At 41.6% G+C, this 24,749-nt stretch carries 12 protein-coding genes and 2 pseudogenes; 9 read left to right on the plus strand and 5 right to left on the minus strand.

Annotated elements, in window-relative coordinates; all coding sequences use genetic code 11:
- Positions 1–402: 402 nt before the first annotated feature.
- The 3 genes from ACRQ5D_RS33035 to ACRQ5D_RS33045 are packed head-to-tail and all read left to right on the plus strand — an operon-like array spanning position 403 to position 5,110.
- Entirely contained in the window at positions 403–1,569 is a 1,167-nt protein-coding gene (locus ACRQ5D_RS33035) for a TonB-dependent receptor plug domain-containing protein (RefSeq protein ID WP_431198852.1), read from the plus strand.
- Positions 1,479–3,545 (plus strand): SusC/RagA family TonB-linked outer membrane protein, encoded by a 2,067-nt coding sequence (locus ACRQ5D_RS33040; protein ID WP_431198853.1) that lies wholly within the window; start codon positions 1,479–1,481, stop codon positions 3,543–3,545. The genes ACRQ5D_RS33035 and ACRQ5D_RS33040 overlap by 91 nt, the downstream gene beginning before the upstream one ends.
- 11 nt (positions 3,546–3,556) lie before the next feature.
- Positions 3,557–5,110 carry a RagB/SusD family nutrient uptake outer membrane protein gene (locus ACRQ5D_RS33045; protein WP_091170006.1) on the plus strand — a complete coding sequence of 518 codons (1,554 nt, stop codon included), beginning with the start codon at positions 3,557–3,559 and terminating at the stop codon, positions 5,108–5,110.
- A 441-nt stretch (positions 5,111–5,551) separates the two neighbouring features.
- Here ACRQ5D_RS33045 and ACRQ5D_RS33050 read toward each other — a convergent pair whose 3' ends face one another.
- On the minus strand, positions 5,552–7,024 hold the full coding sequence (locus ACRQ5D_RS33050; RefSeq protein WP_091170008.1) for an RICIN domain-containing protein: 1,473 nt from the start codon (positions 7,022–7,024) through the stop codon (positions 5,552–5,554).
- Positions 7,025–7,864: 840 nt separating this feature from the next.
- Here ACRQ5D_RS33050 and ACRQ5D_RS33055 point away from each other — a divergent pair.
- From ACRQ5D_RS33055 to ACRQ5D_RS33065, 3 genes are all read left to right on the plus strand, one after another.
- Entirely contained in the window at positions 7,865–8,491 is a 627-nt protein-coding gene (locus ACRQ5D_RS33055) for a ligand-binding sensor domain-containing protein (protein ID WP_431198854.1), read from the plus strand.
- Positions 8,492–8,950: 459 nt separating this feature from the next.
- A complete protein-coding gene (locus ACRQ5D_RS33060) occupies positions 8,951–11,038 on the plus strand; it encodes a sensor histidine kinase (protein WP_432327912.1) in 2,088 nt (695 codons plus the stop codon).
- Between the two features lie 53 nt (positions 11,039–11,091).
- Entirely contained in the window at positions 11,092–11,976 is an 885-nt protein-coding gene (locus ACRQ5D_RS33065) for a response regulator transcription factor (protein ID WP_431198856.1), read from the plus strand.
- A 422-nt stretch (positions 11,977–12,398) separates the two neighbouring features.
- Here ACRQ5D_RS33065 and ACRQ5D_RS33070 read toward each other — a convergent pair whose 3' ends face one another.
- The 4 genes and pseudogenes from ACRQ5D_RS33070 to ACRQ5D_RS33085 all read right to left on the minus strand — a co-directional run bounded on the left by ACRQ5D_RS33070 (position 12,399) and on the right by ACRQ5D_RS33085 (position 19,196).
- Complete coding sequence (locus tag ACRQ5D_RS33070; protein ID WP_091170322.1) at positions 12,399–14,747, minus strand: glycoside hydrolase family 127 protein; 2,349 nt, start codon at positions 14,745–14,747, stop codon at positions 12,399–12,401.
- A 282-nt stretch (positions 14,748–15,029) separates the two neighbouring features.
- Positions 15,030–15,548, minus strand: a complete 519-nt coding sequence (locus tag ACRQ5D_RS33075; protein ID WP_431200916.1) for an RICIN domain-containing protein — start codon at positions 15,546–15,548, stop codon at positions 15,030–15,032.
- A gap of 123 nt (positions 15,549–15,671) precedes the next feature.
- A pseudogene (locus ACRQ5D_RS33080) lies at positions 15,672–16,723 on the minus strand (glycoside hydrolase family 5 protein); the annotation flags it as partial.
- A gap of 848 nt (positions 16,724–17,571) precedes the next feature.
- Positions 17,572–19,196, minus strand: a pseudogene (locus tag ACRQ5D_RS33085) (GH39 family glycosyl hydrolase).
- A gap of 739 nt (positions 19,197–19,935) precedes the next feature.
- On the opposite strand from ACRQ5D_RS33085, the gene ACRQ5D_RS33090 reads away from it, so the two are divergent.
- From ACRQ5D_RS33090 to ACRQ5D_RS33100, 3 genes are all read left to right on the plus strand, one after another.
- Positions 19,936–21,225 carry a SusC/RagA family TonB-linked outer membrane protein gene (locus ACRQ5D_RS33090; RefSeq protein ID WP_431198857.1) on the plus strand — a complete coding sequence of 430 codons (1,290 nt, stop codon included), beginning with the start codon at positions 19,936–19,938 and terminating at the stop codon, positions 21,223–21,225.
- Positions 21,168–23,096 (plus strand): SusC/RagA family TonB-linked outer membrane protein, encoded by a 1,929-nt coding sequence (locus ACRQ5D_RS33095; RefSeq protein ID WP_431198858.1) that lies wholly within the window; start codon positions 21,168–21,170, stop codon positions 23,094–23,096. The genes ACRQ5D_RS33090 and ACRQ5D_RS33095 overlap by 58 nt, the downstream gene beginning before the upstream one ends.
- 150 nt (positions 23,097–23,246) lie before the next feature.
- Positions 23,247–24,722, plus strand: coding sequence for a RagB/SusD family nutrient uptake outer membrane protein (locus tag ACRQ5D_RS33100; protein ID WP_431198859.1), 1,476 nt, complete (start codon positions 23,247–23,249; stop codon positions 24,720–24,722).
- Positions 24,723–24,749 lie beyond the last annotated feature (27 nt).

Here is a 24,749-nt window from a genome sequence, read left to right on the forward strand (position 1 = left end):
TTATCCACTAAGTGCTTTTTCAACTAAAAACTCCCCTTTTGTCCCCTCTTTTTTGCTGGTTAGCCCCTTTTGTTTTCTGTGTTTTTCAAAGACTTTGCATCTCCCGAATGGTCATTCAGAGATGACTATTCGTGCAACCAATTATACTGTTAATTAAAACCCATGATGAAAAAAACCGAACGCAGCGCATGCTCCCTGGAAAGAGAAGCCGCATGCATCTTAACTGAAAACGATCTCGAGAAATGTCGGGATAAATACTGCCCGGGCAATTGTCCTTTATTGTTAACCCTGAAAGCTTCATTTAAATTATGCCTTTCGGTTGTTGGTGTCTGACATGCCAACAGCGTTTACATAACTGTCTTTTGTCAATACCCAAAAATCTAAATTATTAATAACCCAATTATGAAACGAAAATTACTTATTTCAAATTATTTGTATTCCCAGGGTTTTCGCACCACATTTAAAGCTTTGGCATTGCTGATATTGCCAATTGGTGCTAACGCGTCGACCCCCAATTTAGTAATGCACAACAGCAGGCAGGTAATAGCCAATGTAACTTCTGATAAAGCGGCTATCACGGTAAAAGGATCTGTTGTCGATGCCGGCGATGGTCAACCGCTGGTCGGTGTATCTATCAGTATTAAAGGTACTGTTAAAGGTGCACTAACTGATGTAAAAGGCAACTTTCAACTAAGCAATGTGCCCGAAAATGCGGTGTTGGTTGTAACTTATATTTCTTATGAGAAAGTTGAAATTGCAGTTAACGGTAAAACTGATATTGCGATAAAGCTTAAACCATCGATGAAAACCCTAAATGATGTGGTGGTAGTAGGTTACGGAACGCAGAAGAAAGAAAACCTAACAGGATCTGTAGGTATTGTAAATACGCAGGACCTGGAAAGCAGACCCTTAACAAATACCAGCCAGGCATTGCAAGGTACAGTTTCCGGTGTTTTTGCACTGCAAAGTTCGGGTAAACCGGGAGATGATAATACAGTCATAGATATCCGCGGCGTTGGAACTTTTGGAGATAATTCCCCATTAGTATTAGTTGACGGTTTCCCCGGGGCAATCGGCGATGTAAACCCTAATGATGTTCAATCAATTTCGGTGCTTAAAGACGCGGCATCATCGGCTATTTACGGTAACCGTGCTGCAAACGGCGTTATTTTAATTACTACTAAACGAGGATCTGCAGGCAAAGTCCGTGTTAATTACAGCGGATATGCAGGTATTCAGAGCCCGACAAGGCTACCTAAAGTACTAAACTCGGTTCAATATACTACACTGCATAACGAGGCTGATATAAATAGTGGCGCGCCTCCTACATATCCCGACTCGATAATACAAAAATATGCGGCGCATAACAACCCATTATACCCCGATATCAATTATTTCGACGTATACTACGGTAACGCTTACATGCAAAATCACCGGGTAAGCGCAACGGGGGGAGTGATAATGTTAACTACTCCTTTATGCTGGGACATTTGGATCAGGACGGTATATTGGTTGCAACCAATTATAAAAAAACCGACTTCCGCCTTAATCTTGACAGTTATCATCTAAAAGATAAAAAACTCCGTGTTTCGGGCAATATATCTGGAAACGTGGGGATAAAAAATGAACCGACAGACCTATGGAACGCCGAATGGTATGCAACTTTAGCGCCAATACATCCACTTAAGGATGCCAACGGCAACTGGGTTTCTGTTAACGGCGAACGCAACTATTACGGTGAAATTAAAGAAGGGAGTACAAACCTTACAAAACGCTATAATTTTAGCGGACAGGCCGAAGCTGAATATAAAATTCTGCCAGGTTTAAGCGCGCAGCTTACCTACGGTTATAACGTTATCTCCACTAATGGCAATGCCTTTCATGCCAATGTAACCTTACAAAATCAAAACGGAACGGTTACGCAATTACCTTCCGATCTGACTACGTCGAGCGAGATTGACGGTCACTCGTTACTCACAGGTTTACTAAAGTATAACAAAACCATCAACCATCATTCATTCAATTTATTAGGCGGTTACAGTGAAGAGGAGTTTACCTACGATTGGCAAAGCGGCTATCGTGCACATTTTGTAAACAACACACAACGTGTATTAAACCTGGGCGATGCAGCTACACAGACCAATAATGCCGGCAGCTATGCTCTTGGCCTTCGCTCATACTTTGGCCGTTTCAGTTATGCTTTCGATGAAAAATATTTATTTGAAGCCAATATCAGGAGGGACGGATCTTCCAGGTTTGCACAAGGCAAACAGTGGGGTACATTTCCTTCATTCTCAGCTGGGTGGGTAATATCGAAGGAAAGCTTTATGAAAAACCTGAGCTGGCTTGATTTTGCGAAAGTTCGTGCTTCCTGGGGGCGTTTAGGTAATCAAAATATCAGCAATTACTATAATGGCAGCGATATCCTGAGCTCTGGTCAGAATTACTCGTTTGGCGGAACACTTTATTCTGGCGTTGCTATTACAGCGATGACCAACAAGGACCTAACCTGGGAAACAGCTCAGCAATTGGATTTGGGCCTTGATATATCTCTTCATAATAACATTGAGATTACGGCAGATTATTTTGATAAAAGAACTAAGAACCTGCTGTTGACCCAGCCAATTCCACTAACAATCGCACAGTCGGCACCAATGGCTAATGCAGGCGAAGTACAAAACAAAGGCTTTGAGCTCGGTATCTCCTATAAAAAGGCATTTGATAATGGTATTAAATTAAGAACAGCTTTGAACGTTTCGCACATTGTAAACAATATCCTGTCCATGAACGTGCCACAGCAGTTTACATCTCCAAAGGCGATTGTTGTTGGTTCCGCTATTAATTCGTTCTACGGATACCAGATGACTGGTATCTACCAAATTTCCGACTTTACATGGCAAAACAATAGCGATGCGTCCATCCCTTACGCAAATCGTACTTACACACTTAAACCAGGTGTTGTTAAAGTAAGCGATTACAACGCACAACCGGGGGATATTAAATATGCCGACCTTAATGGCGATGGTATAGTTGACCAAAATCATGACCGTAAAGTTATCGGGAAGCAGTTTCCAAGTGTAACGTATGCTTTCAACTTCAATGTAGCCTGGAAAGGTTTTGACCTTGGGGCGTTTTTACAAGGCGTACAAGGCATGCAGGGTTATACCTATTATGAAATTGCTTCACCTTTCAGCGGCTTTGCCAACCTTGGTACCTGGTGGTTAAACAGGTGGACGCCTCAAAATCCGTCCAATACTTACCCGCGCCTTACATTGGATGGGGTTAGAAACAATATTCACTCTTCCTTTTATGTAGAGAATGCATCCTATCTGAGGATAAAAAATATTGAATTAGGATACACCTTAAGTCCGGCTGCTATTAAAAAGATCGGGTTAAGCTCTTTGAGAATCTATGCCAATGTGCAAAACGCGTTTACGTTTACCAAATTCAAAGGCTTTGACCCGGAACAAACTACAGACCAAACAAGGGCCGAAGCGTATCCTCAGGTCCGTGTGATGACTGCAGGTGTAAATGTTAATTTCTAAATGATAAAATCATGAAAAGTATATATAAAGTCTTAACCGTATTAGCTGTTATTAATCTTGCAAGCTGCAAGAAAGGTCTGTTGGACAAGACCCCAAATGACCGCTTATCACCATCAACATTCTACCAAAATGAAACCCAGGTAAAAATGGCCCTGGTGGGTATTTACAATGCGTTACAGCCCAATGCAACGCCGGCACAATTTTTTCAGTTTGATTTTGAATCGGATAATGCCTATTGCCAGGATGCGTGGCAGGGTTCGAAGGAAGTGGGGGAATGGCAAACAACATCCAACAGTTGGGCCCCATACGCTAAGTGGACGCAGGATTACGCCATCATTTCAAGGGCCAACGAGTTCCTTAAGGAGGTTGCTGCTGCAAGCATTGATGCCACTGTAAAAAGCCAGATGGCGGGAGAGGCAAAGTTTTTACGTGGATATGCCTATGCTGATCTGATTGCTTACTTCGGCGATGTACCTTTAGTTACTCAGGTTCAAACACTTTCCGACGCTTATGTTTCCAGGACAGCCAAAGCCACTGTACTTACCCAGGTTGTAACTGACCTTACCGATGCGGCTGCGGCACTGCCAACCTCTTATTCGGGTTCTGACGTGGGCCGTGCAACAAAGGGCGCTGCCCTGGCCTATAAAGCAAAAGTGCTTTTGTACAACGGAAAATGGGCCGATGCTGCACAGGCTGCGCAGGATGTTATCGATCTTAAAGCCTATAGTTTATATCCAAATTACAGCTTGCTTTTTGATGAAACGCATGAGAACAACAGTGAGGTGATTTTTGATATTCAGTATATCCCAACCACCCAGCCACAGCCCTGGCCTTCATCTGCCTTATCTTTAAGTGTTTGGCCAACACCAAATGTTACCGCCGATCTGATCGATTCATATTACATGACCAATGGATTGCCGATAACCAACTCTGCTTCAGGATACAATTCGCAAAACCCTTATGTTAATCGCGACCCAAGACTGGCTTCTTCAGTGGTGTTGCCCGGCTCTCAGTGGGGTTCAACTACTTACATCCCCGCCACTGATGTAGTTCCGTCAGGGGCCCGTCCGCGTAAATACGCAGCAATTGGTATTGCCGACCCGAATAATTGCTCTTTAAATACAATCCTGATGCGTTATGCAGATGTATTACTGATCCGTGCAGAAGCCTTGATTGAATCCGGAAGTACAGCACCCGAAATCTATAGACTCATTGACCAGGTTCGGGCAAGGGTAAATATGCCAACGGTAGAAAGTGTGGAAGGAGCCGGTTTAAGCCAGGCACAATTACGTGCCGTTTTGCGCCATGAACGCAGGGTAGAGTTTTTTATGGAAGGCACCCGATATGCAGATATGTTACGATGGAAAGATCAATCCCTTGTTCATGACGTATATGGTTACGACAAATCGTTGCTAAAGAACCCGGCAAGCCCATCTACCTGGAAATTTAGCCAGGTTAAGTTAGAGACCAGGACATTTGACGCTGGCAAGGGGTGGCTTTGGCCGATTCCTCAAGCTGATATTGATATTAATAAAAAATTGTTGCCTAACAATCCGGGCTATTAGGGCTTCCGGACATTACGTCATTAAATGATGTGATTGTCCCCCTTCTTTAACTACAACCCTCGATAGGACTGCCGGTTACGGCGACCTATCGAGGGTTTTCGCATTATAAATGCATTTATAATGCATCTATCTTGTATCTTATTGAATATTCTACGCCCTATTAGTAAAAGATCGGAGAGTGTATGGCTGGTTAAAAGGGAATGACTTTCGAATGTGATCCCGCTCTATGTAAAACCTTCTCAAACAAAATTTAAACAGTCTCATTAAGATATGATGGATGTGCTTTTAAATTATTTTAAGAAACGGCTTTTAAAGCCTAACGAATTTAGAATCTCTATAATTATGAATTGATTGAAAAGTAAAAAGGCCGTCCTTGAGACGGCCTTCAACAATGTGTTTCTAAACTAAAGCGGAATGCTTACCCTGGCAATTAAATATGTTCTATTGAGCAATAAGTTTCCATTGCTGGTTATAACTTGAACCCTGTGGCCACTGCTGTACAGCTGATCCATTGGCAGTTAAACCTCCGGTATCAAGGCATTTGCCTGTGGTAAGATTAATTACCCTATAATAGCCATCTCCGGTTGAAACAAGCGACCAACGTTGGTTTGTACTCGTGCCTACTACATATTGTAAAACATTTGATCCATCTGCGGTATTAGTACCCACATCAAGACATTCTTTTCCGGTAACACAACTTAAAGTATAATAACCGGCAGTGTAGCTTATATTCCATTTTTGGTTATTACTTGTTCCTGATGCCCATTGAGCTACAGCTGCACCATCGGTTGTACTGCCCAGGTTATCGAGCATAAGGCCCGATGCACGGTTTTGAAGTTGATATCGCCCGTCGGCTACCGGCCCTATCCATACAGGTGAGGCAGTAAGTTTCCATGACCACCTGAACATATTGGCAGTACCCGGGCTAACCTCGGTAAGGTTATTATTTGCTGTATACCAGCGATAGGTATCAATGTCATTAACTCCGGACCATGCTATTGTTCCCATTGAATTATCCTTGGCATAGGCAAGCGATCCGGTCAGGAATGCCTGGTCAACATATACGCCGGTATCCCATTGCCACCAGAAGCTCATGTTCCTGAATGTTTCAATACCAACCTCGGTAACTATAGTACGAGATGCGTATGAACCTGTACGGGCCGACATGATATTATAGTAGCTTGACCAAACATTGTATGAGCCCCAGAACCACCAGTAGCAATGCAGTCCAAGATACTGGTTTGCTAACCTTGAATCGGCACCAACTGCAGTTACGTCGGCGGCATACCCGGTACCATCAAGGATACATTTTCCATCGGCCGGGCTGTAAGTGGTTAAGAAACCAGCATATAAGTTGTTCAGGTCGGTACTTGAATAATCAACCGGCTCGTTGATAGGTTCATATAATACCGATGTATTGTTTTTATATACATTATTTACTGTTGCCCACATGGTATGCCATTGTGCAGTATCAGGTACATGGTGTACCCCAACCGGCCAATAACAAAGTATTACTTTACAGCCGTTTGCCACAACCGCGTTAATTGCAGCCTGGTAAACCGGCCAATAAGTTGAGCTTGAGGCAGTCCAGGGGTTTATCGGCATCCTGATGGTGGTGCCGCCGCTTGTTTTAACGGCACTGGATATATTAGTGGCCAACGTAGCAGCCTGTGTAGCGGTAAGCGATGTTGTCATACCACTGGGCAATACAACCCTCCCATCTCCCTCGTTTCCGTTAGGGTCGGCCCAGTTTATACCCCTGAAACCGTTTGTATTGGTAGTTGAAAGGGCAAATGATTGTTTTCCAAATTTCTGGCCTGATAGGTCAGCGCCTTTTTGAATAGGGTTTTTAGAACAGCCCATGGCCAGGGCTAACAGGCAGCATAATGCCCCGGTAGTTAAATTTTTTCTCATAATTTTATATCAGGTGTTAAATAAGTAGCTCTTTTGATCAATCGGTTTTAATTTTTAATTACGGCGGGGCCCTTCCCAGCGTTAATATGAAGGGAATTATATCGGTCGGCAGTGAACTGACCGAATGCATATTCGGGCTCAAATCAAATATTATCATGGCAGATGTTTTGAACAATAGATTTTCTGCCGATAATTAACTGTCAATCACTGCGGCATGTAACCGTCAGTAATTAATTAGCCATTAAAAATGGCTATACGTAATGTCGGAGGATGAAAATCCGTGTTTATATGGTTGTCCTAAATTTCTTTTAAAAAGTAGGAATTGAAAAGGGGTAAAGCCTCAATATTCAGGGGATAAAGTGGCATTTTATCAGGGTTTATTACAATAGCACAGCTTTTAATTTGCCTTTCCGCCGATTCAACGAATGCCTTTTGTTCGTAATTATTGTTATAAATACAATTAATAATTATTTACATTTGGATGCCTTATAAACTTAGTATTCCAGCATTATATGACAGGCTCTGCCAAAAGTTAAGCGAATTGATGAATCATTTTAATGAGCATTAAATGAGTTTTTGATGCCTATTGGTCCTTACAGGAAAATTCATCAAATGAACATCTAATACCTGGATATTAGAAAATTATTTGCAGGCACTTGTGGCACAGCCAACAAACTCTGTTTTTACATTGCCGAATTGTTGAAGGTTACAAGTGTATTAAGTACAATATTAAATGCATGGCCTGCCTAAGCCAAGCGGCGATAACTGGTTTATAGTGTAAAAAATGTTAGTGATGATACGGAGTGTTGTATTTGCCTAATTAAAAGTGATAACGGATTTATGCGTAAAGTTGTCTTGTTTTTTCTGATTAATCTTCTGTATGTCAGTGTTGTGAACGCGCAGGCTCCGGTAACTTTTCCAGCTAACGATGCAAGGAATTTTGCATTAAAATCATATACCACTCATGATGGCCTGCCATCTGAAAATGTAACAGTGGCACTTAAAGACAGCCGGGGGTATATGTGGATAGGGACGGATAACGGGCTTTGTAAGTTTGACGGCTACACTTTTGAAAGTTTAGTGAATATTCCCGGAAACACTGCGAGTATAAGTTCAAATTTTATCAGTGCGCTGGCCGAAGACAAGAACGGAAAGATATGGGTTGGCACCATGGACGGCTTAAACATTTTAGATCCCAATACTGAGAAGTTTGAACGATTTTATCATAGCGATAAGATCAAAGAGTCGGTAAGTAATAATAAGATTTTTTCGATCTTCTGCGACAGAGAAGGAACAATATGGATAGGTACGGATGATGGTTTTAATCAATATGTGTCAAATAAGCGATCTTTTGTTAGTTATAAACCCAATCAGAATGATCGATTTTCAATAAAAGGCAAGTCGGTAAATGCAATTGTTGAGGATGATAAAAAAACCTGTGGCTGGGAAACTGGAATGGTGGATTAAATAAATTCGATAAGGTAAGTAAACATTTCAGCAATTATCCGCAGACTGAATCTCAGCTTAAAAAAAGCCCCAATGATATTTGGAGCCTTTTTTACGATCAAAAAAAGGTTGCATTTGGGTGGGTACCTATTGGAGCGGCCTTTTTTGTTTTAATCCTAAAAACCAGCAATATACCCGGTTTTCAAGTCACGATAATATCAACGTAGGAGCTTTTAGCATTGATAAGGCTAATGACTCCACCTTAGTTGTTGGAAGTAACGGCGGGTTCTATTTTATAAATAAGGGTAATGGCCAATGGCGAAAGATTGGCGATATTAATAGTACTGCGGATGGATATGTTTATAATGATGGGGCCGGTATTATGTGGCTTTGTGGCAAAGACGCCTTAACAAAAGTTGATTTTACACAATATAAATTCCGTTTCATCCCCTTATCAATCGCGCCCCGCGAAGCAAAAGTATGTTATTGCAAGGCAATATGTTGTGGCTGGCTACCAACGAAGGGCTTTATAAGTTTGATTTACTGAAGAAGACGACAAAGTTATATCAACATACCAATAATCCCTCAAGTATCAGCAGTAACCAGGTTGGTAAAATATATTTGGACAATGAGGGGGCGCTATGGGCAGCAACCGAAAATGGGTTCGATAAATTTGACAGCAGCAATAATAGGTTTATCCATCATTTTCACCATTCGGCCCTGAGTAATTTTTTTAACGAAGATGTTTTCAGGGATATTCTTGAAGTAAGGCCTCATGAATATTGGCTCGCCACAGATGCCGGTTTAAAGATTTACTATGAAGAAACACGGCAATTTAAACATTATTATAATGACGACAGAAACCTCAATTCAATTGCCAGTAACCATATTTATAATCTTTTAAAAGATAGCAAAGGCAATGTATGGATCGGAACAAGTGGAAACGGTGTTGATCGTTTTGATCCTAAAACCGGGATTTTTCACCACTATACGTATAATGATAAAATTGCAAGCAGCCTCAGTAATAATATTGTGCATTGCATATTTGAGGATAGCAAAAAGAATATCTGGATCTGCACAGCCGACGGGTTGAACAAATATGCTCCGGAAACCGATTCTTTTATTATTTATTCACGTAAAAGCGGATTTGTAAGCAACGTTTTCAACAGTGTGGTTGAAGATGAGGTGGGAAATCTTTGGATCAATTCTGCCACGGGGGTATCAAAGTTTACGCCCCAACCATTATCCATAATTAATTTTGATGAGGGCGACGGCGTATTTTCGCATTCGCTTATTTACAAAGCGGCAGATGGGCAAATTTATTTAGGGGGAAATTCAGGTGTAGTGGTATTCGATCCTTCAAAAATCAAGTTGAACGATAAAATCCCAGAGGTTTACTTTACCGATTTTCAGGTGTTTAATAAATCTGTAAAACCCGGTGCTGATTCACCATTGAAAAGACCTGTTGGTACAGCAGATACTGCCTTTCTTAACTATGATCAAAATGTATTTTCAATTGAATTTGTTTCGCTTAATTATACTCATCCGGAAAAAAATAGTTATAGGTATAAACTGGAAGGCTTTGACGAAAAATGGAATTTTAACGGTAACCAACGAAGGGTTACTTACACCAACCTTAATCCCGGAACTTATAGATTCAAAGTTATAGCAAGTAATAATGATGGTATCTGGAACAAGACGCCCAAATCCCTGATCATCATTATTTCGCCGCCATGGTACCGTACCTGGTGGGCATATACAATTTATACCATAATCATTGGCGGGGTAATTTACCTGTATCTTTTATACCGGGACCGTCAGGCTAAATTAAAATATGAAATCCAGATAGCTCACTATGAAAGCGAAAAGGAAAAGGAGCTCAGCGAACGAAAGCTCGCCTTCTTTACCAATATTTCGCATGAGTTCAGAACACCATTAACGTTGATCATTAATCCTATTAAGGAACTTTTATATAATGAAAAGAAGGCGGTAGATACCTCCAATTTAACCATTGTTTACAGGAACGCACGCCGGTTATTAGGTTTAGTAGATCAGTTGCTGCTTTTCAAAAAGGCCGAATCGGAATCTGATCAATTGAGGATAAGTAATGTTAATATAATCGATTTATGCAGGGAGGTTTATTTATGCTTTGTACATGAAGCAAAAAGAAAACACATTCAACTTGAATTCATATCACCAACCGATTGTTTGAATGTTTATATCGACCGGGAAAAAACAGAGATCGTGCTGTTTAACTTGCTCTCAAACGCGATGAAGTTCACTCCAAAACTCGGTAGAATTCGTGTTTGTGCAGGGGAATTTGAACAGACAGTTTCAATAATCGTTGAGGATACCGGCTGTGGAATCCCACCTGAAGTTGGCGAAAGACTTTTTAGCCGGTTTTACCAGGTGTCTGATTTGGCCAGTACGTCAAACGGAGGGTTTGGCCTTGGACTTTATCTTGTTAAAAATTTTGTAGAGCGTCAGGCCGGAACTGTTGAATATCACAGCGAAGCGGGAAAAGGGACAGCTTTTACAATCACTTTAAAAAAGGGAAATCGCATTTAAAAGATCAGATCATCTCAGAACATCCAACAGCTACTTCTGAGTTTTTAAAAGAGTTGATCGATTCTGAAACTACAGCCAATGATATAGTACCCGCAGCAGATCAGGGTGAGGAAGTAATAGTGTCTGACCTCAAAACACTGTTAATCATCGATGACCATGAGGATATGAGAGAGTATCTCCGCCAGATATTTAAACTTGAATATAATGTTCTTGTAGCGCCAAATGGTGAGGATGGAATCAAAATTATTAATGAGCAGTGGCCGGATATAGTCATATGCGATGTGATGATGCAGGGCATGACCGGGATAGAAGTTTGCGCCGCTATTAAAGAGAATATGACAACATCTCATGTTCCCGTTATCTTATTAACCGCCAGTGCATCAAATGAAATTAAACTAAAAGGTATTGAAGGAGGCGCCGACGATTATATTGGAAAACCTTTTGACAAAGACATCCTGAAAGCACGGGTTAGCGGGTTGCTTAAAAGCCGAAACACACTTCAGCAATACTTTTATAATGAAATTACGCTGAACAACAACCCGCACACTATCTCTATCGAGTACAAAAGATTTCTGGATTCCTGTATCCGCATTGTGGAAGATCATATAACTGATCCTGATTTTAATCTGCAATCCTTAGCCTCCGAATTAAATATGTCTTATTCGGGCATCTACAAAAAAATCAAAATGATTTCAGGGCAGCCAGCCAATAGCTTCATAAGAGCTATCAGATTGCGAAAAGCCGCACAGCTATTTGTTCACAGCGATTTAAATATACTGGAAACCGCTTACGCTGTTGGAATAAAAGATATAAAATATTTTCGTGAGCAGTTTAAGAAAGTGTTTGATTTAAAACCTTCTGAATACATCAAAAAATTCAGGAAGAATTTTAAAAACGCCATGGTTTACCAGGGGAGCGAAAGGAAAATAAACCTGTAATACCTGTCTTGTTTATCCTTTTTTGAAAAGTTAAACTTAATCTTAGCCGGTAAGTTATTGGCTATTTTAAACCTATCCCGGCTCGTATGCATTTGACTATACTTTACTTTTTGATTTTTTGAAGAAGTAATATTATAAAAAGTCGTCCGGTAAACCGTTTCCCAACGGAAAAGCAAAACATTACTGCTTACTTAATCTTATACGCATTATAGGAAACGTGATGAATATTATGTAGTAAGGTTCCGGACAGCCGGGTTCTAAAGGCAAGAATAATTTTAGGTTAAACAGCGGTTTACTTCTGAAAAGCACACAAAAAAGGGCCTTTTTGAGGCCCTGATAGTATTTATATGTATCGAATAAATTTTACCGGACAATAGTGAACCGATCCCGTTATTGCAACACTTTGGAACGGATTTAAGCCCTCAATTATTCAAAAGTCGTATTTCATAAACAGGCCCGGCCATTGCACCCTTATCCGCCTGAAATTTTACCCGAAGACTTTGGTCTGCGTTGTATTTCAAATCTACGGGCAGGTCATATTCAACGGTATAAAAAGCGTCACGTTTACCGTCCTTTAAATCAACTTTCACCAGTTCCTGCTCATTTAGAAAAATGCTGAATTTATGGTTCCTTTCCGTCCCAAAATACGTAACACTAATCTTTTTTGCTGCTTTATCTTTATCAGTCAGCTTATAGCTAAACCAGCCTGTAGCAGCCCTGAAGTGCCTGTTGAAATTAACATCGGCAAAAGAATTTTCCTTTTCCATGAAATGATCTGATTCAGGCTGTTGCTCACCCGGAGTCAGCATATCGATGGTATTAGCAGCCAGTTTTGCTTCCTTCGCATCCTCCTCCGCTAACTTAGCCTGCAATTCGCCGAAGCCTTTGGCTGATTCTTTTCGCCAGTACACAACATAGCGTGCATCCTGGATCTTGTAAAACGGCACCAGCTTCAGGTTTCGGTATTTAGCCGGGTAAATTAACCGCACGGCAGTGAAGGACATTGGTTTATTTTTATCAGCAACTATCATCGGGGCATCATCAGCAGAATCGCTTACAAAAACCGGCATATCAGTAAGCTTATAAAGGTTACCCGCAGCAACATGCCCCATCCTGCCATCATCAGCCTCACGGCCTTTTTGGGCAATTGTATCAATCACTGAAGCAAGTACGATGGGCCCGTGCAGCACGGCTTCATAATTAGAGCCGTCAGGAAGTTTCTCCGTCGTTGTCTGCATCGGTAATTGGACGGTGATGACATCTCCTTTCCTCCATTTTCTTTTTAGCTGCACATATGATAACGGCTGAGCTGTAACTTGAACAGGCCGGCCATTGATGTTAATTGAAAGCGCGCTGGCCTTTACCCATGATGGGTACCTGATGTTTATCCCGAATGCGCTATTGCCAGTCTTCAAAATCTTCAGCCTTGTTGTTTCCTTGTCAGGGAACCCTGTTTCCTGCCTCATTTGCAAGCCTTTTTGCTTCCATATAAGTTGTGATGGAATAAACAGATTAACATATAGCTCATTATCTGAATGGCTGTAGATCATTTCACCATACTTTGAATGATTTTCCATCCCGGAGCCAACGCAGCACCACATGCTTGTTTGTGGCTGGGAGTAAACCCTGTAATGCCCGGGGCGCATTGGAGTAAAGTAAACAAAACCACCCTTCCCCGGCCGTTGGGTTGTAAGGATATGATTATACAACGCCCGTTCGTAATAATCGATATACGCAATATCCGGATTTGACATGTACAGATCTTCGGTAAGCTTAAGCATGTTATAGGTATTGCATGTTTCGGGTCCTTCAACACTGGAAATCATGGTTGAGAAATCTGTAGCAGGGTTAAAATGTTCCCTTACGCTGTTACCACCTGTTGCTACCGACCGATGATGTACCACGGTTTGCCAAAAGAACGTCGCAGCATGATTGTAAGCGGTATCACCGCTGTAATCAGCAATCCGCTTAAAACCTATCACTTTGGGGATCTGCGTATTTGCATGTAAATTATCCAGTTTATCCTGACCTTTTTCAAGCGGTTGAAGGAGAGCCTGGTGAGAGAAACTGTAGGCCGCGTCAAGGTATTTCTTTTCCCCGGTGATGCCGTATACATCTGCCAGTACCTCATTGACGCCTCCATGCTCATTCCCAAGCAGTTGCTGCATTTGTGACTGGCTAAGTGCAGTACTGATGTTGTAAAACCAGTCTGCCAGTTTAATCAGCATGACTTTTGCTGTTTGGTTATTTTCATACAGCCAGGCATCGCGCAGGCCGGCAAATACTTTATGAATATTATAAAAAGGCACCCATTTCTTATTGAAATCTGTAAAATCACCCTTCATCACCTGGGGCCAAAGTTCGCGGCTTCCAGGCACGCCACCCAAATATCCGTCACCGTTTTTGTCCTGGCACAATTTAAGCTCATTGATCATGTAATCAAGGCGCTGGCGTATACGGTTATCACCTGTAGAAGCATACATCATAGCCAGGGCAGAAAGATAGTGCCCGCCGATATGCCCATCCAGGCCTGAGTTTTCCCAGTTTGTATAGCTTTTAGCTTTTTGTGGCAGCCCCGCCTCCCTTCTAAAAGGCGCAAGCAGGCGGTCGGGCTGCAGGGCAAGCATATAATTGAGGTCTGTCTGCTCCTGTTCTTTAAAAATCCCCGGTAATAGCTTGACATCCCCTAGAGGGAAGCTTTTGACAACTTGCTTTTGTTGCGCCCACAGCAAAAATGGGCTAAGAATTGATAAAAAAGCGATGCGTTTCATAATTGGGTTTTCGTCGGCAAGATACACCATTAAGTGTTAAAACAACAATAAAAAACTACATCATGGAAAAAGTCCGCTATTCTAAGGGGCTGTTTGATAAAGAATGGAAAGTTTTTGTAGGATGCATCGCATACGTTTCCGGGCGGCCTGGCCGATTTAAAGACTAAAAAAGCAATCGATGAAAAACAAAAGCCTTTAAATCGCTAAATCTGAAGGCTTTTTGTTTTTGCCTTTTTACCTATCAATAGCCTAAAAAGGCCATAATTCTTTCCAATAGTTACATTATATTTTCACAAAACCCCATTGCTGATTACGGTTTCCGGAATAAGTCCATTGCTCAACTGCAATGCCGTTATTAAGTGAAGCTCCGGTAATGTCCAAAGCCTTCCCACTGTTGGCATTGATAATTTTATAATATCCGTTGTCGGTTAGCTGAATTGACCATTTCTGATTTGCGCCGCCACTGTAGTCCCATAAATCTATCTGCCCGCCGTCAGCCCCGCTCCAGCCATAAACTTCAAGGCACTTTCCTGTGGCGTGCATAGGCGTTAACCTGTAATAACCACCTCCCGCATCTTCCACTTTAAATTGCTGGTTTGCCCCTGCTAAATAGTCCCACTGATCGGCCTGTGTTTGATTAGCAGTGCCCCAGCCGGCAAATTCCAGGGCTTTAAAACTGTTTCTGCTGTAAATCTGATAAACCTGCCCAACCTGAATCGATGAAGACGTATTGTTTTGCCCGCCCTGTATTACTGCGGCTAAACCTTGTTGATCGGCCGCTCCGTTAGTTTGCCTGCTCATAAGCCTGAATGCATTATTACCCGTCGCGCCGTCATCAAAATAAAACGGACGCAAGCCATATTGTAATGCTTTATGGGTAACATAATTAAGATAATACGCCCTGCCTGCAAGATGCAATGTTAACGCATCTCCCGTCAGTGTTGTGGACCGCCGGATAGCTCCATATTCGCCCAATATCACCGGAATGCCCTTGTCAATGAACTTAGACTTCATCAAAGGAAACTCTGCAACTGCATCCGACTCCTCACCATAGGTGGGATTCCTTGAAGCATCCGTTGTAGAATGGTAGCCATTGCCCCAATAATAGAACATACTGCCCCAGCTTGCATCTGATGACAAACCGGCAAAATTAAAGGGAGTATAATAATGCACTTCAACCATCAGTCGATTGGATGCTGGATCTGTAGGCAAGGTATTCATTAAACTGTTGGTATTATCAATGTTAGTACCCGGCCCCTGGATAAGGAGTACCCTGTAACTGTTATGCCCACCAGTTGACCGCACCGCATTGACAAACGTTTGGTGATAAGAAAGCAGTACCCCCATTCCCGTAGCATCAGATACTGCAGGTTCATTTGCGCTGGCAAATATCACATGCTCGTCAAAGCCTCGCATTTGAGTAGCTATTTGTTCCCAAAAGGCTTTTTGTTTGGCACTAACTGCGGCCTGTGCGGCGGTGGTACAATTGTTCTCCAGCCACCCCCGTCCCAATGTATGTTCAATATCACATATAAGCCGTCATTAACGCAATATTGAACAACCTGCTGCACCCGGTTAAGCCACGATTGCTGTATTTGCCCGGTGTTTTGGTCAGAGTACTGGTCCCAATCACAGGGAATACGAATTGCCGTAAAACCGGCTTTCTTTACTCCGTCGATAAGTGCCTGTGTAACTAATGGATTGCCCCAGGCAGTTTCTGATCCACTTGCTTCCAGCGTATTACCTATATTCCACCCCAATTGAAACCTTGCTGCAAGCTGTGCGGCTGTACTGGTTACCCCTGTTTGATCAGGCGCAAGAGGCGACGTATTGTAATTTGGATAACTGGTTATAGCCAATGTTTTAACTGCTTTGGAAACAGGCAGCTTAACAACCGGACTGGCAATTTGTTGCTTTTGGCACCGGGTAAACAATAAAATCGCGGCTACGCTGAAAAAACAGTTAAGTGTTCTCATATTTAAATATTAATTGGTTTATAGCAAAAAAAGAACAATTAAACAGAGCGCATAAACAAACGTCATTTTAGCGATTGCGCTTCTGTTTTAAATCAGTGCAGGTTGTTTTTTGGTTAAAGCCTCTCTTAGGCTATTGGTTTGGGAGCCAAATACATAGGCCGAAAAGGCCACAAAAGTGAATAAATAGGGTACTGAATGTTTAATTTAAAAGAAAATATGATACCGGTGACTATAATCTTGAATACTATAGATATAATTCAAGATAAAATATAACGAAAATTATTATCAACTGAGATTAAGACCCTACTAAAGTAATTTAAATAAAACTAATTCATTTCACTCCTTTAAGTTGTAAATAATAGTAATTTAGTAATATTATTAATACCTCAACCTACTTTAAATGATTAGCAAAATAGAAGAAACAGCCGTGACCATGTCCGTGGGTTCGCCGCTACAAAATTTGGGGTTTTATACCTCCCTTACTTTCTTAATGGCTATGGTGATTTTTCAAATCAGGTATACAACAAAAAAAGAAACCCTGAATATTATTTAAAGAAGTTATAAGGATATTTATAAAATATCCGATCAATAATAAATGTTGCTCACCAATTAGCCAAACCAATTGCCAAATTCGATGCGGACAGGCTATATTGTGAATTTTAACCGGTATATAAAACGAATAAATATGCGTGCCAGCTTAATTGAGCTGCCGAAGATGAAAATAACTGTGTAAGAGGTTTAGCTTTGCAGATTAACTAACAAACTACCCGGGCATACGCCAGTAGGTGATACTTTTAAATGAGTATCATCCATCTGCTGACGTATTAAAATGAGATAACTGAAGGCTGCTAAAGTTTAACGATATTAATGAAAGCAACATCGTTTTCCCTGACAGGAAGTTTCTTAAACGCCTTACCTGATGCATTTACTGTAATATCCTCATGCCAGACGGCTGCACCACTATTTTCCTTTTTTAGTTTATCAACCTGTGCTTTTGTCAATTGATCAGGTTTATCGAAAGACAGGTACGTTGTGTACGGATCATTTACCTTATATCCCGTTTTATAGATTTCCATCCGATATTTGCCGCTGGGCATACCGGATATTACCAATTCAACCTCTCCTTTTGATTTAGCAGGCAGGTCGCGGACATAGTAAGCCTGGTTATTGACAGAATCAGGCAAAGTATAAGTGTAGTCCCAAAGCAACACCTGAACATCCCCTTTTTTATTTTTACAGGCCCAGGAGGAGCTATCCTGATCTGTTATTTCCGTTTCACCTAATTTGTTTAAAAAAGAATAGGCAAAAAAAGCCGGCTTCTTTATCCCCTGAGTATTGAGTAAACCGAAACCTCCGTGGAATGGCGTAAACCGTGGTCCGGCCTCTTCAAAGATGTCAGTGAACGTCCAGTAAGACATGGAATTGGCTGCAGATCCGGTTTGCTTCAATTTTTCAAGTATATATGCCGCTTCGTGATAACTATCGTGTATGGGATCTGACGGAGTATAAGATGAGCTCCATTCGGTATAATGTAATTCGAGGCCCGGAATTGTGGAGTTTTCTATTTGCTTGCGTGAATTCCGAACATCACCGCTAACGCTTCCTTTGTTTTTGTCAAGTACGGTACCGGTTGAACCGTACTCGTCCAAAAAGCCTTGTTTTACACCATAAGCATGGGTACTTATAAAATCAATAGGAACTGAATTTTTGCTGCAAAAATCTATCATGTCAGGTACCCATGCCGCACCGGCAGTAGCCGGCCCCCTACTTTATAGGCTGGGTTTACGCTTTTTATCGCCTTCGCGCTATATTGATACAATTTAAAATACTCTTCTTGCGAACCTGTCCAAAAACCATCTTTGAGGTTCGGCTCATTCCAAACTTCAAAATACCATTTTTTAACTTCGTCAATTCCGTACCGCTCGGTAAAATGCTGAGTAAGGTTACGGATTAAACCTTCCCATTTATTATAGTCTTTCGGGGGTGTTACATTTCCCCTCCACCAAAAAATTGTCTTATTACCACTTGCCAACGCTCCCGGCATAAACCCCAGTTCAACAAACGGTTTCATGCCTATACTTAAAATATAATCATATAAAGCGTCAACGTATTGGTAATTATATTCCGGCTTACCATTCCTGTCTTCCCGGTAAACAGCCATATCGTCTGTAAGCAGGCCATGCATCCTGATATATTTAAAACCGCATTCTTTTTGTACAGTGGCCAATTGCTGCTGCCAGTCGGCCCGCAAGCCTTCATTTGCGCGCCCTGCTCCTACACAAAAATTAAATGACCTATTAAAACGTCCTTTTTCTTTTTTAAAATCGATGTTGATAACCCTTTTAGCTTGATTTACTTTTTCCGGGTTGTTACCTTGAGCAAAAACGTTACTAAAAAAAGGCTTCCTAAAATAATGGGTAAGATTTTCATATTGATTTTTATATCTCAGCTTACAATATTGGTACGCAGCAATAAACGAAGCTAAGCAATATCATATCAGAGGCTGCAAATTTATGTTGCACCATGCTCCTTATTGTTGGTAAATAGGGATACAAATGTTAATTTTTGATGATCGTATCTGCAATGACCTTCGCCGGTCTCTTCAACAGTTTTTAAAATTGGTATTATTTTCGCATTTGTTAGTACTTTTCGGCGATTTTACCTTCAAATTTAAATGTCAATAGCTGTTCTTAAAGCTTCACTTTTAGCTTTTTTGGGAATATTGCTGGCTCTGCATTGGCGTTTTGACGCCTATTATTGATAAAAACAACTTTAATTGACTTATAATCAATTAGTTAATTTTAATTAACATTTGTACCCCCATTTGTAAACAATCGATTGCGATTGGTCATCTAATTTCATCCTCCATAAAGCGGCATATCTTCTATACCGATGCCGTAGTCTGATGCCTGAACAACGGGACAGATGATAACCAATTTTATGAATAACCTAATTTAAACTAAGCATTATGCCAAAACGCGTACTTATTAATACTTGTGCCATTCACGAGGCAAACCATTAAAAAAATCAATTCAGGATTTGTTGTAAATATCCCGTCCGCATTACGCAGGTATGCTTCCGTGTAAATATCCCGATGCTCTCGCCAACTTCAGTTCCACTGTAATAAAATATGAATATGACAGGATAAATCAAGTCCGAAACCAATCAAATAAACAAACCAAATAACCAAACAATTATGAACCCCAATTAACATGGAAAAAGATTTACGAAAAAGATTAAGACATGTAGTACTGCTGTTTACAACTTTGTTGTTGTTAAACCTTACAGGTTACGCGCAAAGTGTTAAAATTACAGGTAAAATTACCAGTACAGACAATAATCAGCCGCTGCCCGGTGTAACCATTAAAGTAAAGGATTCGCCAACGGGCACACTATCTGGTGCAGATGGCAGCTACAGTATCAATGCAAAAAATGGGGATGTGCTGATTTTTAGCTTTATAAGTTACAATTCCCAGCAAATATACGTAAGCTCATCTACCGTTATAAACGTAGCCCTCAAACCCGCAACCAGCGACTTGAACGAAGTTGTTGTAATTGGTTATGGCACCAGGAAAAGACATGACCTTACCGGGGCTATATCGTCAGTAACAGCGGCAGACCTATTAAAAGCGCAACCTACCACATTTGACCAGGCCTTACAAGGAAGAGTAGCGGGTGTGGTTGTACAACAGGTATCAGGCCAGCCCGGTGGTGACGTTAACGTGCAGATCCGCGGTTTGGGCGGTTTTACAGGCGCCCCTCCCCTATATGTAATCGACGGGGTACAGATACCACCGAATGGACAGTCGGCTATTGCGGGCAATGGCACTAACCCCTTATCCAGCATCAACCCCTCAGATATAGCTTCGATAGATGTGTTAAAAGACGCTTCAGCGACCGCTATTTATGGTTCGCAGGCATCTAACGGTGTAATTATTATTACCACTAAAAAAGGCACCACAGGTCCTCCGCTAATTAGTTATGACGGATACCAGGGCTGGCAAAAATTACCCAAGTATTATGATGTGATGGATTTAAGGCAGTACGCCACTTTCATGAATGAAAAATCGGCAATTATCGGTTATGATATGCGGCCGCAATTTGCAAATCCGCAATACCTGGGTGTTGGTACCAACTGGCAAAAAGCGCTGTTCCGTACAGCTCCTATGCAAAACCATAATTTAGCCATCAGCGGTGGTGATAGCAGGACAAAATATTATATATCAGGCACGTATTTTTCACAAACAGGGATAGCGTTAGGCTCAGATTTTAAAAGGACTTCGGTAAAAGCAAATATCGATAATAAAACCACCGATTGGTTAAAGGTTGGCATCAACTTGAATATGGCGCATGTGGCCGAAAATGTTACCACTTCCAATACAGGTGTGATTTTGCAGGCGCTTAATCAAACGCCCGACGTAGCTGTAAAAAATCCTGATGGCACATGGGGGGTAATGATCCCAATATTTATGGTGCGGTGGGCACTAACCCGTTTGCGATAGCAACTATTGTAAAAGATTTTAAAAGCCGCTACCAGTTGTTTAGCAATGCCTATGCAGAAATCCAATTCACCAGGGATTTAACCTTGCGCAATGAGGTTGCCGGAAATTTTGACTTTGCAACTGAAGATTATTTTAACCCAAGCTATGTTATGGGCGCTTACACCAAGAGCAATAACAGTGGTACTGCTTCAAGCGCGCAAAATTTCTATAACTCAATCTCGAATTATTTAACCTACCAGCACACATTTGCAAAAAAATATTGGGTAAACGTAGTGGCTGGCCATGAAGCCCAGTTGCTTAAAAATAGCGGCATATCGGCTACCCGAACCAATTTTGCAAGTAATAACGTACAAACAATCAGCAGCGGCGACGCCACAACTGCAACCAATACCGGTGTTAAAGGACAAGGCGCTTTAGAGGCCTATTTTGGCCGGGCTAACTTTACTTATGACGACCGCTATTTGTTAACCGCAACCGTACGTCATGACGGTTCGTCGAAATTTGCTGAAGCCAACCGGTGGAATACCACATATTCAGGTGCCCTTGCCTGGAAGATTAACCACGAAAGCTTTCTTAAAAGTGTAAAAGCGATTAATGATCTTAAGCTTAGGCTCGGTTACGGATTGGTAAACAATCAAAATATTGCTGAATATGCTTATGGTTCAACTCTAAGTACAATATCCACCGGTTTATCAGGTAATTCGCAAATAACTACTACAACTGGTAATCCGAACATCAAGTGGGAAACGACAAAATCATATAACCTTGGTTTGGATGCAACAGTGTTAAACGGAAGGATCAGTTTAACGGGCGATGTCTATTACCGCAAAACCAACAACCTTTTGCTTAGCCTTACCTTACCGTATTATTCAGGCACATTTGCTGCCGGTGGATATTCACCCGGCGCAGTGCAAGCTCCATATGTAAACGTTGGCGCGGTGAGCAATAAGGGCTTCGAGTTTTCACTTAATACACAAAATATCCGGTCAAAATATTTTAACTGGAGCACCAACATCAACTTTACCCGAAATATCAACAAAGTACTTGCATTGGTTGACGGCACCCCGGCAATTTACGGATCTGTTTCCAAAACTGTTGTTGGCCGTTCAATCGGCGAATTTTACGGATACCAGGTACTGGGTATTTACAAAAACGCCGCCGACTTTGCAAAATACACCGCCTTGCCCCAAAATGGCAGCGGCCCTATACCTATAACGCCAGGCTCAGGTGGTGTTTGGGTAGGCGATGTTATTTTTAAAGACATTAATGGGGATGGTAAAATTGATGCAAACGATCAAACCTTTTTGGGTTCGCCCATGCCTAAATTTCAATTTGGCATCAATAACAGCTTTAGCTATAAAAATTTCGACCTGAATGTTTTTATGGCCGGCAATTATGGCAATAAAGTTTATAACCAGTTAAAGGTTAACGGCGATAACCCTAATCAAAACTTTGGCTATTTCCCGTCTGTTTTCAACTATGCTAAAATCGGTTTGATTAATCCAACCGGTTCCAGTTCGGATATCAACAATGTATTCATTACAAACCCTTCAACCAACATCGTCAGGATCAGCCAAAGCAGTGGTAATGATAACCAGCGCTTTTCCGACAAATATGTCGAAAACGGTTCCTATTTAAAGTGCAAAAGCATCGCTTTAGGATATAGTTTTTCAAATAACCTTTTGAATAAGATCAAATTAAGATCGTTGAGGGTATATGTTAACGTAACCAATGTGTTCACCATTACCAAATACACCGGCTACGATCCTGAGATTGGCTCATGGAACCCATTAGCAGCCGGTATCGATAATGGATATTATGCACAGCCGCGCGTTTACACATTTGGCCTGAATGTATCCCTAAACAATTAAAATCAAGATTTATGAAACGTATCAAAATAAATATAGTCTTGCTGGTTATCGGTATAATTATGATAAGCAGCTGCAAAAAGATTACCTTAACCGCCCCCTTTAACCGGTATTACTACCGATAATTTTTATAAAAGCGGTTCGGATTTAAGATTGGCTACAGCTACACTTTACGCGCAGCCCTGGGCTACCTGGAATAACTTTCCATTGCTTGGGATGGGGGATATCATGAGCGGCAATATGTTACAGCCTTATAATGCCGATCTCGTTCAGCTTACTACCTTTTCCATCACGCCGCAAAACGGAACGCTAACATCGGCATGGCAAAGCTTTTTTAACGTTATAGCGCATTGCAACATCAATATTAAAGCCATTAAGACCAAAATGCCCGATAGCGTAGCCGTAAAAAGTAAAACAAGCGCGCTTGGTGAAATCAGGTTTATTCGTGCTACTTCCTATTTTTATCTTGCCCAGTTATGGGGGCCTGTACCTATTGTAGAAGATAATGACAAGTTGATAGCTAACCCGCTGGTACCTCGCCATAAGCTTGAGGATGTATACAAGTTTATTATCAATGATTTAAGATACGCCGTTGCTAATTTGCCCCGAACTGATCAGCCTGGCCGTGTTACTACATGGTCGGCGCAGGGTATGCTGGCAAAAGTTTATTTAACCCGGGCCGGTTTAAATCAAAAAGGCTCACGCAACCAGTCTGATCTGGATAGCGCCGCGTACTATGCCGGTAATGTTTGCAAAACCAGCGGTTTATCTCTTTTACCAAGCTACTACAATCTTTTCAGGACACAGTATAATGACAATTCTGAATCATTATTTGCCTATCAATGGGCGCCTGGAGTACCTTACGGGCAAGGTAATTCCATACAAGCCCAATTTGCACCAAGCGGCAGCCTTGTTACCGGCGGCGGCGGCTGGGGCGGCGCAATTGGCCCAACGATAGATCTTGCAAACCAGTATACTGCCCAGGACTCGGTACGCCGCAAAGCTACATTTATGCTTACCGGTGATAAATACCCTGAGCTTAACGCGGCAGGTGGAGGTTACACAGCAACTGGTGTAAACGTTAAAAAACACATAGTAGGTACCGCCGCCGATAACAACTCGCCTACTATGGACCTTTGGTCATCTATCGAGCATAATACTGTATTACGCCTTGCCGATGTATATTTAATTTATGCCGAAGCTTTATTAGGCAACAACGCATCAACCACTAACACGGATGCATTGCTGTACTTTAATCAGGTACGCAGCAGGGCGGGTGTTGATGTTGTTACCCAACTTACTCCTGATATCATCATGAAAGAAAGACGGATTGAGCTGGCCTTTGAAGGCCAGTACTGGTTTGACCTTGTGCGCCTTTCTTATTACGACCCTAATAAGGCAATTTCCATAATTAGTAAGCAAATAACCCTTACAAATGACCCTGATCCTAATAACAGGTACGTGCCGCGTTCACAATTTAGCTATGATCCGGCCACTGGAGTAAAAAAAGCATCTAATAATAGCCTGATCATAACGCCGCCGACCGTTAACACATTTACGCTGCCTATACCGGCAAATGAGCAAACGGCAGACCCTAAGTTGTTAGAGGCCCCTGTACCCTATTATTAATTGCATTCAGAATCGTTTAGATAATTC

Source organism: Mucilaginibacter sp. P25 (assembly GCF_050859465.1).
In the GTDB taxonomy this organism is placed as follows: Bacteria; Bacteroidota; Bacteroidia; order Sphingobacteriales; family Sphingobacteriaceae; genus Mucilaginibacter; species Mucilaginibacter gossypii.

Excerpts from the sequence above, each read along its gene's own strand:
- ACRQ5D_RS33035 (WP_431198852.1), top strand. The coding sequence starts at position 403 with ATGAAACGAAAATTACTTATTTCAAATTATTTGTATTCCCAGGGTTTT.
- ACRQ5D_RS33040 (WP_431198853.1), top strand. The coding sequence starts at position 1,479 with ATGCTGGGACATTTGGATCAGGACGGTATATTGGTTGCAACCAATTAT.
- ACRQ5D_RS33045 (WP_091170006.1), top strand. The coding sequence starts at position 3,557 with ATGAAAAGTATATATAAAGTCTTAACCGTATTAGCTGTTATTAATCTT.
- ACRQ5D_RS33050 (WP_091170008.1), bottom strand. The coding sequence starts at position 7,024 with ATGAGAAAAAATTTAACTACCGGGGCATTATGCTGCCTGTTAGCCCTG.
- ACRQ5D_RS33055 (WP_431198854.1), top strand. The coding sequence starts at position 7,865 with ATGCGTAAAGTTGTCTTGTTTTTTCTGATTAATCTTCTGTATGTCAGT.
- ACRQ5D_RS33060 (WP_432327912.1), top strand. The coding sequence starts at position 8,951 with ATGTTATTGCAAGGCAATATGTTGTGGCTGGCTACCAACGAAGGGCTT.
- ACRQ5D_RS33070 (WP_091170322.1), bottom strand. The coding sequence starts at position 14,747 with ATGAAACGCATCGCTTTTTTATCAATTCTTAGCCCATTTTTGCTGTGG.
- ACRQ5D_RS33075 (WP_431200916.1), bottom strand. The coding sequence starts at position 15,548 with ATGAGCAGGCAAACTAACGGAGCGGCCGATCAACAAGGTTTAGCCGCA.
- ACRQ5D_RS33090 (WP_431198857.1), top strand. The coding sequence starts at position 19,936 with ATGGAAAAAGATTTACGAAAAAGATTAAGACATGTAGTACTGCTGTTT.
- ACRQ5D_RS33095 (WP_431198858.1), top strand. The coding sequence starts at position 21,168 with ATGGGGGGTAATGATCCCAATATTTATGGTGCGGTGGGCACTAACCCG.